At 62.1% G+C, this 14,319-nt stretch carries 17 protein-coding genes and 1 tRNA gene; 8 read left to right on the top strand and 10 right to left on the bottom strand.

The genetic code is table 11. The features are described from left to right. Positions 1–10: 10 nt before the first annotated feature. From H0O21_RS11230 to H0O21_RS11250, 5 genes are all read right to left on the bottom strand, one after another. Complete coding sequence (locus H0O21_RS11230) at positions 11–421, bottom strand: ribonuclease III domain-containing protein (protein WP_185189711.1); 411 nt, start codon at positions 419–421, stop codon at positions 11–13. Then, a complete protein-coding gene (locus H0O21_RS11235) occupies positions 418–765 on the bottom strand; it encodes an STAS domain-containing protein (RefSeq protein ID WP_185189712.1) in 348 nt (115 codons plus the stop codon). The genes H0O21_RS11230 and H0O21_RS11235 overlap by 4 nt, the downstream gene beginning before the upstream one ends. 80 nt (positions 766–845) lie before the next feature. After that, positions 846–1,988 (bottom strand): glutamine-hydrolyzing carbamoyl-phosphate synthase small subunit, encoded by a 1,143-nt coding sequence (carA, locus tag H0O21_RS11240; RefSeq protein ID WP_185189713.1) that lies wholly within the window; start codon positions 1,986–1,988, stop codon positions 846–848. A gap of 34 nt (positions 1,989–2,022) precedes the next feature. Continuing rightward, entirely contained in the window at positions 2,023–3,069 is a 1,047-nt protein-coding gene (trpD, locus tag H0O21_RS11245; RefSeq protein ID WP_185189714.1) for an anthranilate phosphoribosyltransferase, read from the bottom strand. Between the two features lie 121 nt (positions 3,070–3,190). Beyond that, positions 3,191–3,517 (bottom strand): DUF3288 family protein, encoded by a 327-nt coding sequence (locus tag H0O21_RS11250; protein ID WP_131593352.1) that lies wholly within the window; start codon positions 3,515–3,517, stop codon positions 3,191–3,193. 121 nt (positions 3,518–3,638) lie between these two features. On the opposite strand from H0O21_RS11250, the gene H0O21_RS11255 reads away from it, so the two are divergent. The 5 genes from H0O21_RS11255 (at position 3,639) to H0O21_RS11275 (ending at position 7,101) form a co-directional block, all read left to right on the top strand. Next, the gene (locus H0O21_RS11255) at positions 3,639–5,390 is read left to right on the top strand and encodes an ABC transporter ATP-binding protein (RefSeq protein WP_185189715.1); all 1,752 of its coding nucleotides are present in this window, start codon (positions 3,639–3,641) and stop codon (positions 5,388–5,390) included. Positions 5,391–5,437: 47 nt separating this feature from the next. Then, the gene (locus H0O21_RS11260; protein ID WP_131455468.1) at positions 5,438–5,689 is read left to right on the top strand and encodes a hypothetical protein; all 252 of its coding nucleotides are present in this window, start codon (positions 5,438–5,440) and stop codon (positions 5,687–5,689) included. 25 nt (positions 5,690–5,714) lie between these two features. Then, complete coding sequence (gene msrA / locus H0O21_RS11265; RefSeq protein ID WP_185189716.1) at positions 5,715–6,434, top strand: peptide-methionine (S)-S-oxide reductase MsrA; 720 nt, start codon at positions 5,715–5,717, stop codon at positions 6,432–6,434. A gap of 231 nt (positions 6,435–6,665) precedes the next feature. Beyond that, complete coding sequence (locus tag H0O21_RS11270) at positions 6,666–7,013, top strand: hypothetical protein (RefSeq protein WP_185189717.1); 348 nt, start codon at positions 6,666–6,668, stop codon at positions 7,011–7,013. Between the two features lie 14 nt (positions 7,014–7,027). Further along, a tRNA-Pro gene (locus H0O21_RS11275) sits at positions 7,028–7,101 on the top strand. Between the two features lie 72 nt (positions 7,102–7,173). Here the strand turns inward: H0O21_RS11275 and H0O21_RS11280 are convergent. The 4 genes from H0O21_RS11280 to H0O21_RS11295 form a co-directional block, all read right to left on the bottom strand. Further along, positions 7,174–7,809, bottom strand: coding sequence for a Crp/Fnr family transcriptional regulator (locus H0O21_RS11280; RefSeq protein ID WP_131455471.1), 636 nt, complete (start codon positions 7,807–7,809; stop codon positions 7,174–7,176). A 176-nt stretch (positions 7,810–7,985) separates the two neighbouring features. Then, positions 7,986–8,966 carry a phosphate ABC transporter substrate-binding protein PstS gene (gene pstS / locus H0O21_RS11285; RefSeq protein WP_185189718.1) on the bottom strand — a complete coding sequence of 327 codons (981 nt, stop codon included), beginning with the start codon at positions 8,964–8,966 and terminating at the stop codon, positions 7,986–7,988. A 114-nt stretch (positions 8,967–9,080) separates the two neighbouring features. Next, positions 9,081–9,410 (bottom strand): hypothetical protein, encoded by a 330-nt coding sequence (locus H0O21_RS11290; RefSeq protein ID WP_240789273.1) that lies wholly within the window; start codon positions 9,408–9,410, stop codon positions 9,081–9,083. Positions 9,411–9,503: 93 nt separating this feature from the next. Further along, positions 9,504–10,286, bottom strand: a complete 783-nt coding sequence (locus H0O21_RS11295) for a 3'-5' exonuclease (protein WP_185189719.1) — start codon at positions 10,284–10,286, stop codon at positions 9,504–9,506. Between the two features lie 78 nt (positions 10,287–10,364). On the opposite strand from H0O21_RS11295, the gene H0O21_RS11300 reads away from it, so the two are divergent. Together H0O21_RS11300 and H0O21_RS11305 are read left to right on the top strand one after the other, a co-directional pair. Then, on the top strand, positions 10,365–10,826 hold the full coding sequence (locus tag H0O21_RS11300) for a peroxiredoxin (RefSeq protein WP_131593340.1): 462 nt from the start codon (positions 10,365–10,367) through the stop codon (positions 10,824–10,826). Further along, the gene (locus H0O21_RS11305; protein WP_185189720.1) at positions 10,823–11,557 is read left to right on the top strand and encodes a DUF1350 family protein; all 735 of its coding nucleotides are present in this window, start codon (positions 10,823–10,825) and stop codon (positions 11,555–11,557) included. The genes H0O21_RS11300 and H0O21_RS11305 overlap by 4 nt, the downstream gene beginning before the upstream one ends. 18 nt (positions 11,558–11,575) lie before the next feature. Here the strand turns inward: H0O21_RS11305 and acs are convergent, their stop codons facing one another. After that, a complete protein-coding gene (gene acs / locus H0O21_RS11310) occupies positions 11,576–13,552 on the bottom strand; it encodes an acetate--CoA ligase (protein WP_185189721.1) in 1,977 nt (658 codons plus the stop codon). A 100-nt stretch (positions 13,553–13,652) separates the two neighbouring features. On the opposite strand from acs, the gene H0O21_RS11315 reads away from it, so the two are divergent. Next, positions 13,653–14,318, top strand: a complete 666-nt coding sequence (locus H0O21_RS11315; protein ID WP_185189722.1) for an HAD family phosphatase — start codon at positions 13,653–13,655, stop codon at positions 14,316–14,318. Position 14,319: the final 1 nt, after the last annotated feature.

Genomic DNA, 14,319 nt, shown 5'->3' on the forward strand with positions numbered 1-14,319 from the left:
GAAACTGGGGCTATGACGGGTCGTTTTCGGTCTCCTCGAGTCGATCCAAAAGCTCGGCAAGCCGCGCCGGATTCTGCAAAAAGAGCCAGCCCACCATTGTCTCAAATCCCGTGGCCCGCCCATAGACGGATGCCTCCCCCCGCCGGGGTCCCCGACCGGCCCGATTGCGTCCGCGACGCACCAGATCCAGCTCCTGCTCAGTGAGGTGTCGCTCCAGGCGATCGAGAACAGCGGCCTGGGCAGCGGCCTTGACCTCCGAGACCACGGCACGATGCAGATCGTCAGAGCGACCTGGGCTGCCGCAATGCCGCAGCCGCTGGTGGAGCTCCCAAACGGCATCTCCCAGCCAGGCGAGCTGAAGGGGACCAAGGGTCTCGACCGGGACGCTGCTGGCCTCCAGGTCTCGGATCCAGTTCCTCAAGCCGCCAGCTGACTCATGGCACTGTCCAGATCAGGCACGAGATGAAGAAACTCTTCGAGGCGAACCAGCTTCACGGTCTGCATCACCCTCGCGTTACCCACCACCAGGAAACTGCGCTTGGCGTCGTTGCATTGCTTGGCGAGCTGAACCATCGCGCCGAGCCCAGAGGAATCGATGAAATCGATCTTGCTGAGATCGATCACCGCTGAGGACTTGTTGGCCTGAAGCACATCGCCCACATAGGCGAGGAACTGCTTCTCGGAGTAGGCATCCAGCTGACCAGTGAAGTGGAACACCAGACACTGATCCCTTTGCTCGAAGCCGCCGCGCAGAGAAACGGTCAATCGCTGCAGTTCAGTGATGGGACCAACCCCCCGAAGTGATGTGCCGAAGTGTAGGGAGAGTCACCGCAGTTCACCACGGTTCAACGCCGTTCCGCCATGAGTGCAACGAAACGGGCGAAGTGGTGATCGGCATCATGGGGGCCAGGACTGGCTTCTGGGTGGTACTGCACTCCAAAGACGGGCTGGTGACGATGGGCCATCGCCGCCACCGTTCGGTCGTTGAGATTGAGGTGAGTGACCACAATCTGCTCGCCGTCTAGGGAGGCTGCGTCTAGCGCGAAGCCATGGTTTTGGCTCGTGATCTCAACCTGGCCACTGGTGCCGCAGGGGTGGTTGAGCCCCCGATGGCCGTAGGCCAGCTTGAACGTGGAACCACCCAGCGCGAGACCAAGAATCTGATGTCCGAGACAGATCCCGAACAGAGGGAGGTTGGGCTGCTCAAGGAGCTGCCGGGCGAGGGCGATTCCACCGCTGACAGCGGCCGGGTCTCCAGGTCCATTGGAGAGAAACACCCCTTCAGGGTGATGGGCCATCACCGAGGCCAGATCGGTGGAGGCAGGCAGAACCGTCACATCACAGCCGTGGCCGACGAGGCGGTCGAGGATCGCCCGTTTGATTCCGAAGTCGATCGCCACCACCCGGTAACGGCGGTCTGGAGCTGACTGCAGCCGTTGGTCGAATCCCGCGGAACAGGGCGTGGTCCAGGTGTAAGGCTCGGAGGTGGAGACCTGGTCCGCCAAGTTCAGCCCCTCCATGGAAGGGGCCGCCTGCACGGCTTTCAGCAGATCCTGAGGCGTGCGGCCGTCGGAGCTGATCACACCGTTCATGGCGCCGGTCTCGCGCAAATGACGGACCAAGGCCCTGGTGTCGATGCCCTCGATGCCCACCACACCGTGCTGATCCAACCAAGCGGGAAGGGTCTGGCGGGAACGCCAACTGCTGGGTAGCGGCGCAAGCTGACGGGCGATCAGTCCCCGGGCATGGGGAACCTCCGCCTCCTGATCATCAGGATTCACGCCCGTGTTGCCAAGCTCCGGGTAGGTGAACGTCACCAACTGCCCGGAATAGCTCGGATCCGTGAGGACCTCCTGGTAGCCGGTCATTCCCGTGTTGAAGACCACCTCCCCGATGACACTGCCGCGGGCGCCGCAGGCCACCCCCTCAAACACCGTGCCATCAGCCAAGACCAGTAGAGCCGACTCCCGGGAAGCAGCAGCAGTCATCAACAGAGGGACCCCATCAGCAACAGTCGTGCTCTCATTCTTCCTCGGCGTGGGTCAGGGACTGTCGCAGTCGCTCCAACCGAGCCCATGGCTGGCCCTGGGCCAGGGCATTCAGAGCTCGCTGAGCCCCCAGTTTCAGGTCAGGCTCCACCCCGGCAACCCAGAGAACGAGTGCGGTATTGAAGGCAACCACATGCCCCTGAGCCTCGCTGCCGCGGCCCTGCAGCAGATCGCGAAGAATCGTCTGATTGAGCTGAAGATCGCCGCCCTTGATGGCCGATAGAGGTGCTTCGCAAAGACCGAGATCCGCTGGGGCGATCGCTTCAGAGCGAATCACACCATTGTCCAGAATGCGCAGCGTGTTGGTTCCCGCGAGGGAGGCTTCATCGAGACCGCCCGCTCCATGCACCACCACAGCCCGCTGCTGGCCGAGACGCTGCAGGGCCTCCGCCATCGGATCGAGCAGATCTGCACGAGCCACGCCAAGCACCTGACCATTGGGCAGGAGCGGATTCACCAACGGGCCCAGAAGATTGAACACGGTGCGCACCCCCAGACTGCGGCGTAAGGGCGCCAGGTTGATCAGAGCTGGATGCCAGGCGGGAGCGAACAGAAACGTCACGCCTGCATCAGGCAAGGCACCCACCACGTGGCGGAGGGGCGCCTGAAGCTGCACACCCAGCCCCTCGAGCACATCAGCAGATCCCACCTTTCCACTGGCACTGCGATTGCCATGTTTTGCCACCACGGCTCCACAGGCAGCGGCAGTGAAAGCCACCGCCGTGGAGATATTGAAGGTATCCGCCCCATCCCCCCCGGTACCGCAGGTATCCACCAAAAGCAGATCAGGACGCGCACATGGCAGGGGGCAGGCCCGACGCAACACATCGGCCATGGCCGCCAGACCGGGGCCATCAGCGCCACACGCGCGCAGTGCGGCCAGAAAGGCACCCGTCTGCACGGGAGTGAGCTCCTCGGCGAGCCAGGCCTGCATCAATGCCGCCGCATCCGATGCCTGCAGCGCATCCCCTTCCAACAATTGCTCCAGCAGTTGAGGCCAGGGGGCAGATGCAGATGCCATGAGCAGACAGAAAAAAACCCGGGTGCTGAGCACGCCGGGCCGGGTGATGGGGACTTTTCCAATATCCCTTAAAAAGCGACTTCTGGCCAGAACGTCTGGTCAGGTTCTCGAAATCAGTCGATCAGTTGGCCTCGGACTGATCCGTATCAAAGCCAGATCCAACCGCCACCTCACGGTCTTGGCCGGGCCGGAAACCGGAGCTCCAGAGCTCACGGGCCCGGCTGTTCAGAGATTCTCTGTTCAGCCCCCAAAGCCCCATGGCCCTCGTGAGGTCATCGCGCAGGCCATCGGCCCCAGGGAACTCCTCGTAGCGGAGCAGCAAACGCGCCAGATCAACGATGTCCTGATCCGCTGGCTGCTCCCGGGAGAGAAGGCGATCCACCACGTCCCGATCAATCGCCTCGAGAGGATGGGTTTGTCCCCCGTTGGATGCATTGGACTCGGCCATGGCCTGAACTCCCGGAAGTGCCCTGGAGATGAAAAAGGTATGGGGTGAGGATGACGCAAGCGAGGAGTCAGCCCAGCACCAGCACACCACTTCCTAAGTTGATTCCTGCACCGGCGAGTGAATGGCAGCCTTTCGTCTTGATCTGATCGGTCGCTACCTTCGCCCCCACCGCCGCACAGTGCTGCTGGGTGCCGTGGCTTTGGTGATCGTCAACGTCCTCAGCGTCACGATCCCTCTGGAAGTGCGCCGGATCATCGATGAACTGCAGGACGGCTTCGCTGTGGGTGACGTGCTGCGTCAGGCCGGCTGGATTGTGCTGCTGGCCAGCGTGATGGGGGCGGTGCGTCTGATCTCGCGCCAGCTGGTGTTCGGGGTTGGCCGGCAGGTGGAGGTCGAACTGCGCCAAAAACTGTTTGATCAGATGCTGCTTCAGGAGCCGGGCTGGGTGCAGACCACCGGCAGCGGCGAGGTGATCAGCCGGGCCACCAGTGATGTTGAAAACGTGCGCCGACTGCTTGGTTTTGCAGTCCTCAGCCTCACCAACACCGCCCTGGCCTATGCCTTCACCCTTCCGGCCATGCTGACGATCGACCCCGGCCTCACGGTGGCGGCGATCGCCCTTTATCCCCTGATGCTGGGGTCAGTTCGCCTCTTCGGCGGACGCATGATGCGCCAACAACGCCGCCAGCAAGAAGAGCTCGCCGGCCTGAGCGATCTGATTCAGGAAGATCTCTCAGGAATCGCAGCCATCAAGATCTACGGCCAGGAGCCCCAGGAGCAGGCTGCTTTCCAGGAGCGCAACCGTCACTATCGCGATGCAGCGATTCGGCTTGCCCGCACCCGCAGCACCCTGTTCCCCCTGCTGGAGGGGATCTCTTCCATCTCTCTCCTGCTTCTGCTGGCACTCGGTAGCGGTCAGCTCGAGAAAGGAACGCTCTCAATCGGTGGTCTGGTGGCCCTGATTCTCTACGTGGAGCGGCTGGTGTTCCCCACGGCGCTCCTGGGTTTCACCCTCAACACCTTCCAGACCGGTCAGGTGAGCCTCGAGCGAGTGGAGGAACTCCTGACGCGTCGTCCGCGGATTCAAAACCCTGCTGATCCCCAGACACCAACCCAACCAGGCCAAGGCCGAATCGAGGCCCGCAATCTGCACATCCGCTACGACGGCAGTGAGCGCGACACGCTCTGCGGTCTCTCCTTTGTGATTGAACCCGGGGAGCTGGTCGCGGTCGTGGGTCCTGTTGGCTGCGGCAAAACCACGCTGGCACGAGCTCTGGGCCGGATGGTGGAGGTGGGCTCTGGTGCGTTGTATCTCGATCGCTGCGATGTCACGGCCATGCGCCTCGACGACCTACGCCGACGGATAGCCCTGGTGCCCCAGGAGGGCTATCTGTTCACGAGCTCCCTGGCTGACAACTTGCGATACGGCGAACCAGATGCCTCGATCGAAGCCGTCGAAGCTGCCGCAGAACAGGCGCGCTTGCTGGACGACGTGAAAGGTTTCCCCGACGGTTTCGAGACCCTGGTGGGCGAGCGGGGCATCACCCTGAGTGGTGGCCAGCGTCAGCGCACTGCGCTGGGACGCGCCCTCTTGATGACCGCGCCAGTGCTGGTGCTAGACGATGCCCTCGCCAGCGTTGACAACAACACCGCTGCAGCGATCCTGGCCTCAATCCGTCAGCAACGGCAGCGCACGATCCTGATGATCAGTCATCAGCTCTCCGCCGCCGCTGCCTGCGATCGGATCCTGGTCATCGAAGAGGGACGCCTGGTCCAGCAGGGTCACCACAGCGAACTGGTGGAACGGGAGGGAACCTATCGACGGCTTTGGGAGAGGGAACAAGCTGCGGAACGTCTCGAAGCGGTGGCCTGAAGCGCGAACCGCGGCTTAGCTGGAGATGCTCCCCTGGCCTGCAGCCCATGACCACCGGCACCCCCTTTGCGGTGCGCTGCACCCTCACGTTTGGTGATATCTACCTCCAGGTGCTGGCCTGGATGGCCGTGATCTTCGTCAGCCTGGCGGCAGGCCTCGGACTGATGGGGGCTAGCCGTCCACTGTTTGCGCTCGTCGGCGTTGGCCTGATCCTGGTGTTGAGCCTGCCGTTCCTTCTGTTCGCCTTCGTGACAACCCTGCTCAACCACATTCAGCTGGACCCCCTGCAAGGTTCCTAGGGTTCAGCCAAGACGTTTCAGCCTGATGCTTCCCTCTTGGTTGACCGGTGCCTCCGCGAACGACGCGGCAGCTGCGCCTGAGCGCCATGCCGTGCTCGGCACCCCGCTGCACGCCCCCCTGATGGATGACCAGGAGGAAGCGATGTTCGGCTGCGGCTGCTTCTGGGGAGCGGAGAAAGGCTTCTGGCGCCTTCCAGGTGTGGTGACGACCAGTGTTGGCTATGCCGGTGGGCGCACTCCCTCCCCGACTTATCAGCAGGTTTGCAGCGGTCGCACGGGCCATGCCGAAATCGTCCGCGTGGTCTGGAGCACCCCAGCGATTGCATTCAGTGATCTGTTGAAGCTGTTCTGGGAGTGCCATGACCCGACCCAAGGGGACCGTCAGGGCAATGACCAGGGCAGCCAGTACCGATCAGCGATCTACACCACCACCCCAGAGCAGCTGCAGCTGGCTGAAACCAGTCGTGACGCGTACCAACAAGGGCTCATCAGCAGAGGCATGGGACCGATCACCACCGAGATCAGTGCGAATCAGACCTATTTCCCAGCCGAGACATACCACCAGCAGTATCTGGCCAAACCCGGAAGCCGTCCGTACTGCTCCGCCATGCCGACAGGAGTCCCCCTGGAGGCGTTTCCAGGCGCCGACTACAAGCTGCCTGCCAACGTTTGGAGTCACTACGACTGGAGCATCAGTCACTGCGTCCTGCGCGGTGATAACGCTCCCATCACCCTTGAACGATGAAACCCTCGTGGCCTGACTGGGGTGTGTTGCTGGCGCTGGCCTGCACGCTGCTGCTGGTTTTTGCTCTCGTGTTCTCTCAGCGCCCACAGTCAGGCGGAAGCGAACCTCCGCTGCTCTGGCGAACCGCTCCAGATCAAAAGCCGGCAGGATCCCTTCAGATCTGACCACCCCAGTGCCCAGCACGGCCGAATCCTGGCAAGGTGATGGTCGGCAGTGCATCGATCGCTGGTCGTGACGTCTCCCTCCGATCCCCATCAGCGACGTCAGCTCCACCCGTTGCCACGGGGATTGGTGGAGCTTTATGGGTTGATCGCCGTGCTCGTGGTGCTGATCCCGGAATGGCTGGCCGATGGCACCATCACCCTGGGGGGACGCCCTGGTGGCGCCCCGCTTCCCATGCGCTCCCGAGCGTGGCGCGCCGTGCCTGAGCTGCACCTGGCGTCGATGAATCTGGCGGAACTGCGTCAGCTGGCCAGAGATCTGCGTCTGCGGGGCTACAGCGAAGACACCCGTCAGGCACTCACAAACCGACTCCTGAAGCGAATCCGACGACGCTCAGGGGCGGGCAATGCCTTGTGATAACTTGCATCTGCCGGGGCGTAGCGCAGCTTGGTAGCGCACCACTTTGGGGTAGTGGGGGTCGTGGGTTCAAATCCCGCCGCTCCGATTCTTCTTTGTTCCGTCACCCCATGAAAAAGCCCCTCATCGAGGGGCTTTTTTTGTCTCGTTCTTTGTGAGCTCAACGCTTGGGCAGGTGCGTGATCACCAAGTGACGCTGCTCATCGATCTTCAGCCATCCTTCGTCGCGAAGCAGACCGATCACCCGTGTCACCGTCACGCGAGTGGTGCTGAGCGCACTGGCCATTTCCTGATGGGTGAGGCGCAGATTGAGGCGCAGCCCATCCTCACAGGCCTGTCCATAATCCTGGGCCAGCAGCTCCAGGAAGCCCCTGACCCGCTCCTCCACACGGCGAAGGCCAAGGAGGGAAAGAAGATATTCAGCCTGGCGGTAGCGCATGGAGACGGCCTCGAGCATGGCCACCGCAAGCTGCGGTGATTGCTCCACCTCGGCCATGGTCAGACAAAGAAGATCACAGTCACTCAGGGTGACGGCTTCATAGGCCTCAACCGTGCTCAGGGGCTCACCAAAGGGTTCATTGGGGCCAGCCAGACCCAGCAGCAACTCATCGCCATGCACAGACACGGCACCGAGCTTCACCATGCCACGCACTACCAACCAAAGGTTGTTCTTGAGTAGTGGAACAACGCTGCCTGCACTGAGATGCACCAGGTTGCGTTTCTGATAATTCGCCTCCAAAAGATCGCGAAATCCTTCGCGACGAGGTGCACGATCGCGGGAGGGAACAGCAACCATTGGAATGCGTGTCTGGGATACACCCGACTGTATGGAGCGCGACAGACCTCTCAGGCAAAGACTCGGTAGGCGAAGCGTTAAGACTCACCTAAAAGTTTCCTAAAACACAATGCAACCAAAAAAGGGGGCCATACGGCCCCCCTTGAGTCGGCAATGAGCGGTCACTCAATGAGCGATCACTTACCGATCTTGTTCACAGCAGCGCGGGCCTTGCTGAGGATGCCGCCCTTGAGAGGAACAAAACCCATATTATCGGCCTGATCCTGAGCCTTGTCGCTCAGCATGAAGTTGAAGGTCTTCTTGATGGTATCGGTGTTTTTGCCGTTGCCAGTCTTGTAAGCCAGCACCCAGGTGAGGGTGGCGATGGGATAGGCACCCTTGGCGGTGGGGTTGGGGTTAGAACCGGCCAGATCAGCATCGAGGGTGATGCCGTTCAGGGCCTTGGCACCGGAAGTGAAGCTAGGCAGCACATACTCACCAGACTTGTTCTGGAGGGCGGCAGCCTTGACGTTGCCCTTGATGTAGGACTGGTTCACATAGCCGATGGCGCCGACTTTGCTCTGGATCACGCCGGCAACGCCGGAGTTGCCCTTAGCACCGACAGCATTGGCTCCAGGCCACTTGACGGACTTACCAGCACCCAGGGTCCACTCGGGGGAGAAGGCAGCCAGGGAAGCGGTGAAGGCCTTGGTGGTACCGGAACCATCAGAACGGTGCACCCAGGTGATGTTGCCGGGGGCGCAGCCAAGCTCTTGCCACTTGGTGATTTTGCCCATGGCGATCTTGACAGCCTGAGCCTGAGTCAGCTTCAGGTTGCAGCCGGGCTTGTTGTAACCGAAGGCGATGGTGCCTCCCACCATGGGGATCTGCACAACACCACGCTTCACCTTGTCCATGTCCTTCTTCTTCATCGGGTCATCAGACGCACCGAAGTTGACGGTCTGATCGATGAAAGCCTTACGGCCGGAACCGGAACCAACGGCCTGGTAGTTGACCTGAGGGCCGCCGGATTTGGCGAGCTCAGCGAACCAGCGCTGGTAAATCTTGGCGGGGAAAGTAGCACCGGCACCGTTGAGACGATCGGCGGCGGAAGCAGACACACCGGCTCCGAGAGCGAGCACGGAGGAGAAAAGAAGAGCCTTCTTAGCGAAGCTCATGGCAAGCCTTAGGGAAATCGGCGCCCTAGGAGTAGCCAAGAAACAGCGATTCAGTCGTTAGCGCAAGGTTAAGAATCCGAGCAAAAGTCTCTACAGGGCTGATTTTTGTCTGTTTTAGTGAGCAGAGCCGGGGCGATCGGTTCGCTTCGCTACCGAATCGTGATCCTGCAACCGAGTGGCGACGGCATAACGTCGCAACCAGCGATTGACCCGCTGGCGCTGCGCCGGTGGCACCTCCTCAAGCAACTGAGACAGTTCCAATGCACCAAGCCGTTTCAGCTCGCGCACATCCACATGCCAAAGGGCTTCTGCCTCCCGGATGAGACGAGCCCAGGTGCGCACCTGCTGCCAGTGGCGCAAACGCAGCCTTAATGGATCCCAGGAGGCTGCCTGGGAACGAAGCAGCCGTCGCCGATAGCGATCCTTGCGGGGGAATGCAGCCATGACTCCAGGCTGATGCCGGTGCCTGCAAGCGAGGCAAACCGTCCGGGTCCTTTCGGACTGCTGAAGCAAATCCTTGGTCGATGCGCACCCCGATCACGAGGCGAGCGGTTCGTCCCGATCAAGAGCGATGACAGGGAACTCGAGATCCTGAGCCTCACGGGCACTGAGGCGACGGGTCCAGGCGCCTTGCACGGGATCATTCCAACGGAAACCCGCTGAGCGAGCGAGATGGCGCTCGTCGTAAGAGACCTGAGCGCGCATCAACACCCGCGGTTCCATCCCCCACTCAAGCAACTGCTCGAGATCCTCCCGTCGTCGGAACACCTCCGCGATGTATACGCAATCAGCAAGAGCCCGATGCACCGCCCACACCGGAACCCCATGGGCCAAGGCCAGATCTCGAACAGAGGGTCTTGAGCGCAGTTGCAGTTCAGCTGGCCAACGAATGTCTTCCATGGTGCACAACCAGGGAGCTCGTGCCTCTGGCAGGCGCCCCTGCCCAAACCATTGCCGATCGAAAGCCGCATGGTGGGCCACCAGCAGATCCGCCGCATCCATCAAGGCCTGCAGATAACGAAGCCCCTCCTTCCAGGGCTGGTGCCGGCGGGTGGCACTGGCAGGAATGTGGTTGATCGCTTCTGCAGAGTTGCTCTCCACGGGCAGCAGAAACGACTGCTGCACCAGCACCTCACGCTCCGGGACAGAAAACAGAATCGCTCCCACCTCAAGGCACTGATGCTCCTGAGGATCCAGCCCCGAGGTCTCCGTGTCGAGAATCAGCAGGGTCTCCGGTGCACTGGTCTTGGTGGTGACAATCGAAGGCTCCACAGGTGTGGAGAGCAGGTTCAACTGAGCTGATGAGGCCTCATCTGCCATGGATTCCGTCGAGCTACCGCCATTCTCCAGCGACTGAGCCAGTGCCACTAGGGTGCAGCTCGCCTCGATGTGGGATTCATGGCCCTGGCTGTCGGTGATCAAGCCCCAGAGATCCGCCTGGACGATCAGAACGGCGTCTCGCGCAGCAACAGCGAGCTTGGCGGCCGCATCCTGGTGCTCTTTTTTTATCCCAAGGACGACACACCGGGCTGCACAGCCGAGGCCTGCGGATTTCGTGACAGCTTCGAAGAATTGCAAGCTCTCGGCGCCGAGATCTGGGGCGTGAGTGGCGATGACGCCGTCAGTCACCGACGCTTCAGTGAACGCCATGGGCTTCCGTTTCCCCTGCTGAGCGACAGCGATCAGCGGCTACGACGGGCCTTCGGGGTTCCCAAAACCCTTGGGCTGCTACCCGCCCGCGTGACCTATGTGATCGATGCGTCCGGAACGATCCGCCACATCTTCAACAACCTGCTGGATGGTCCTGCCCACGTGCGCGAGGCCAGCCGCATCGTGAAGGAGCTGCAGAACGCTGCATGAGCCGCTGGCGAAGGCTGGGCGACAGCTGGTGTCTCTGGCCAGCGCAACCGAAGGCCCTGGTTGAGTTCATCGGCGGGAGCTACCTAGCTGCCACTCCCCAACTGAGCTATCGACGCCTCCTTGAAGGGTTGGCAGCTCAGGGGTTGGCAGTGCACGCCTGGAGTTATGTGCCCGGATTCGACCATCAGCTTCAGGCCAGGCAGGCCTGGGATGGATTCCGCAGCAGCCGTGCCTTATTGCGTCAGCGGATTGAAGACCTTCCGCCCAGCCTGCGCCTTGGACACAGTCTCGGTAGCAAGTTGCACCTTCTGGCTCCGGACGGAGGGCGCAATAGCGCGGGCCTGATCTCCCTGAGCTTCAACAACTTTTCAGCCGACCGCTCGATTCCCCTGCTCTCCACCCTGGCCCCCAGTCTTGGGGTGACCACGGAATTCAGTCCAGGCCCCGAGGAAACGCTGCGACTCGTGGAGCGCTATTACCACTGCCCCAGGAACCTGGTGGTGCGCTTTGGCGAGGACAGCCTCGATCAAAGCCACGCGCTCTTCGACAGCCTGTGCAGCCGCAGCGGCGACCAAAGCGAATGGCTGCAGCTGGCCGGAGATCACCTCACGCCAGCTAGCGCCGGACTGCGCCAGGGACTGCTGGGTGACTGGGCTGATGACCCTGGCCGCAGCCGCCGGATCCAGACCTTGATCGACGCGATCATTCGATGGCAAAGCGGGCTGGGCTGATCCCAGCCCGCTTTGCCATTAGGCCCGCAAGCGATCGAGAACCGAGCGATCCTCCAGGGTGCTGGTGTCACCACTGACCTCCTGACCGGCAGCCAGGGCCCGCAGGATTCGCCGCATGATCTTGCCACTGCGGGTCTTGGGAAGCGCATCGCTGCAACGGATCTCATCCGGGCGCGCAATCGGGCCAATCTCCTGACCTACGTGGGCGCCCAATTCCGCTACCAGGGCCTCGGTGGCCTCCCGGCCAGCCTCCAGGGTCACGAAGGCCACGATGCCCTCACCTTTGAGGTCATCGGGGCGGCCAACAACAGCAGCCTCAGCAACCGCAGGGTGGCTCACAAGGGCGGATTCGATCTCCATCGTTCCGAGCCGATGACCGGACACATTGATCACGTCATCCACGCGACCCATCACCCAGAAGTAGCCATCGGCGTCCCTCCGGGCGCCATCCCCTGCGAAGTAGATGTAATGGCCATCGGCGGGACGGATGTGCTCCCAGTAGCTCTCTCGGAAACGCTGTGGATTGCCATGCACCGTGCGCATCATTCCTGGCCAGGGGCGACGGACCACCAAATAGCCCCCTTCATCGGCCGCCACACTGTTGCCGTCCCCATCCACCACATCCGCCTGAATGCCCGGCAGCGGCAAGGTGGCAGAACCTGGCTTGGTCGGTGTGGCACCGGGCAGGGGGCTGATCATGACCCCACCTGTCTCGGTCTGCCACCAGGTGTCGACGATCGGGCAACGGTTACCGCCGATCACATCGCGATACCACATCCAGGCCTCGGGGTTGATCGGTTCACCAACGGTTCCCAGCAGGCGCAGGCTGCTCATGTCGTATTGATCAGGCACATCACGACCGCTCTTCATAAAGGCACGGATCGCTGTGGGGGCGGTGTAGAAGATGGTGACCCCATGCTTCTGGATCACCTCCCAGAAGGCACCGGGTTTGCTCGGGCGCGGTGCACCCTCGTACATGACGGTGGTGGCGCCGTTGGAGAGCGGGCCGTAAACGATGTAGCTGTGACCAGTGATCCAGCCCACGTCAGCGGTGCACCAATAGACGTCGTTCTCTTGGATGTCAAAGATCCACTGAAAGGTGAGATGGGCCCAGAGGTTGTAGCCGGCTGTGGTGTGCACCACACCTTTGGGTTTCCCGGTCGAGCCTGAGGTGTAAAGAACAAACAGGCGATCCTCACTCGCCATTGGCGCAGCGGGGCAGTCGGTCGACTGGGCATCCACCAGATCGTGCCACCACTGATCACGGCCCTCGACCATCTCCACGGGCTGCTTGGTGCGTTGCACCACCAGAACACCGGTCACAGAGGGGCACGCCCCATCCGCAAGGGCGGCATCCACTGCAGGCTTCAACGACACCGGCTTGTCCTTGCGGAACCCGCCATCGGCGGTGATCACCGCCTTGGCCTCGCCATCGATCAACCGGTCACGCAGGGCCTCAGCGGAAAAACCGCCAAACACCACTGAGTGGGGAGCACCGATGCGGGCACAGGCGAGCATGGCGATCGCCGCCTCAGGAACCATCGGCATATAGAGAGCCACCAGATCTCCCTTGCCGATGCCCATGGCCTTGAGGGCATTGGCCGCTTGACACACCTCGGCATGGAGCTCGCGGTAGCTGAAGCGCCGCACATCGCCTGGCTCCCCCTCCCAGATCAGGGCCGTCTTCTCGGCACGAGGGCCATCGAGATGGCGGTCCAGACAGTTGAAGGACAGATTGGTGGTGCCCCCTTCAAACCAGCGGGCGAACGGTGCATCACTCCAATCGAGGACGCTGCGGAACGGTTCGAACCAGTGCAACTCCCGACGGGCGGCATCGCCCCAGAAGCCGTCGGGATCGGCCGCAGCCGCCTCAGCCATCGCCCGGTAGGCCTCCAGGCTGCCGATGCGGGCCTGGGCTGCAACGGTCGCAGGCGGTTCAAAAACGCGCTGCTCCTGGAGCACCGATTCGATCGTGGTGGAGGGATCGGAAACCATCAGTGAAGGTGGACCAGTCAATGGCCGCATTCAAGCCAGTCACGGCCACCCGTCAGGGCAGGGTGACACGCTTGTTCAAACGCCTACGCCCTCACCGGCCATGTCCGCTCCTGCAGCCTGCCTGTTTGACCTGGATGGACTGCTCCTTGACACCGAGCCTTTGCATGGGAAGGCCTGGGCCGCCGCGGCCAAGCATTTCGGCTCAGAGCTGAGTGAAACACAGCTCAAGCAGCTCCGGGGCCGTCGGCGCCAGGACTGTGCCGAACAGGTGATCCGCTGGTTGGAGAGATCGATCACTCCTGAGGACCTCCTGGCAGTGCAACAACCGTTCGCCCGTCGATTGCTGGCCGGAGCGCCAGCCATGCCTGGGGCAGAAGCGTTGCTACGCACCTGCTGGCGCCTGGACATTGCCATGGCTCTCGTCACCAGCAGCGCCGAGGAAGCTGTGCGGCGCAAATGCGAACCCCATCCCTGGCTCACCCTGATCGAAACCAGGGTGCTGGGCGATGACCCAGATCTTCGTCAGGGAAAACCGGCTGCAGATCCCTTTCTGCTGGCAGCCGACAGGTTGGGAGTGGACGTCCGTGCCTGCTGGGCCCTGGAGGACTCCTTGGCGGGATCAAGGGCTGCGCTAGCAGCCGGGTGCCGACTCTGGCTACTGGATGCCGATAACAGCGGTATTGATTCGGCTCAGCTACCCCAAGGAACCTGGCAAACAATCCTCCACCTCAACGAGGTTGAGCACGCTCTCATCGGCGCGACCTGAC

It is taken from the genome of Synechococcus sp. HK01-R (genome assembly GCF_014217855.1).
Lineage (GTDB): Bacteria > Cyanobacteriota > Cyanobacteriia > PCC-6307 > Cyanobiaceae > Synechococcus_C.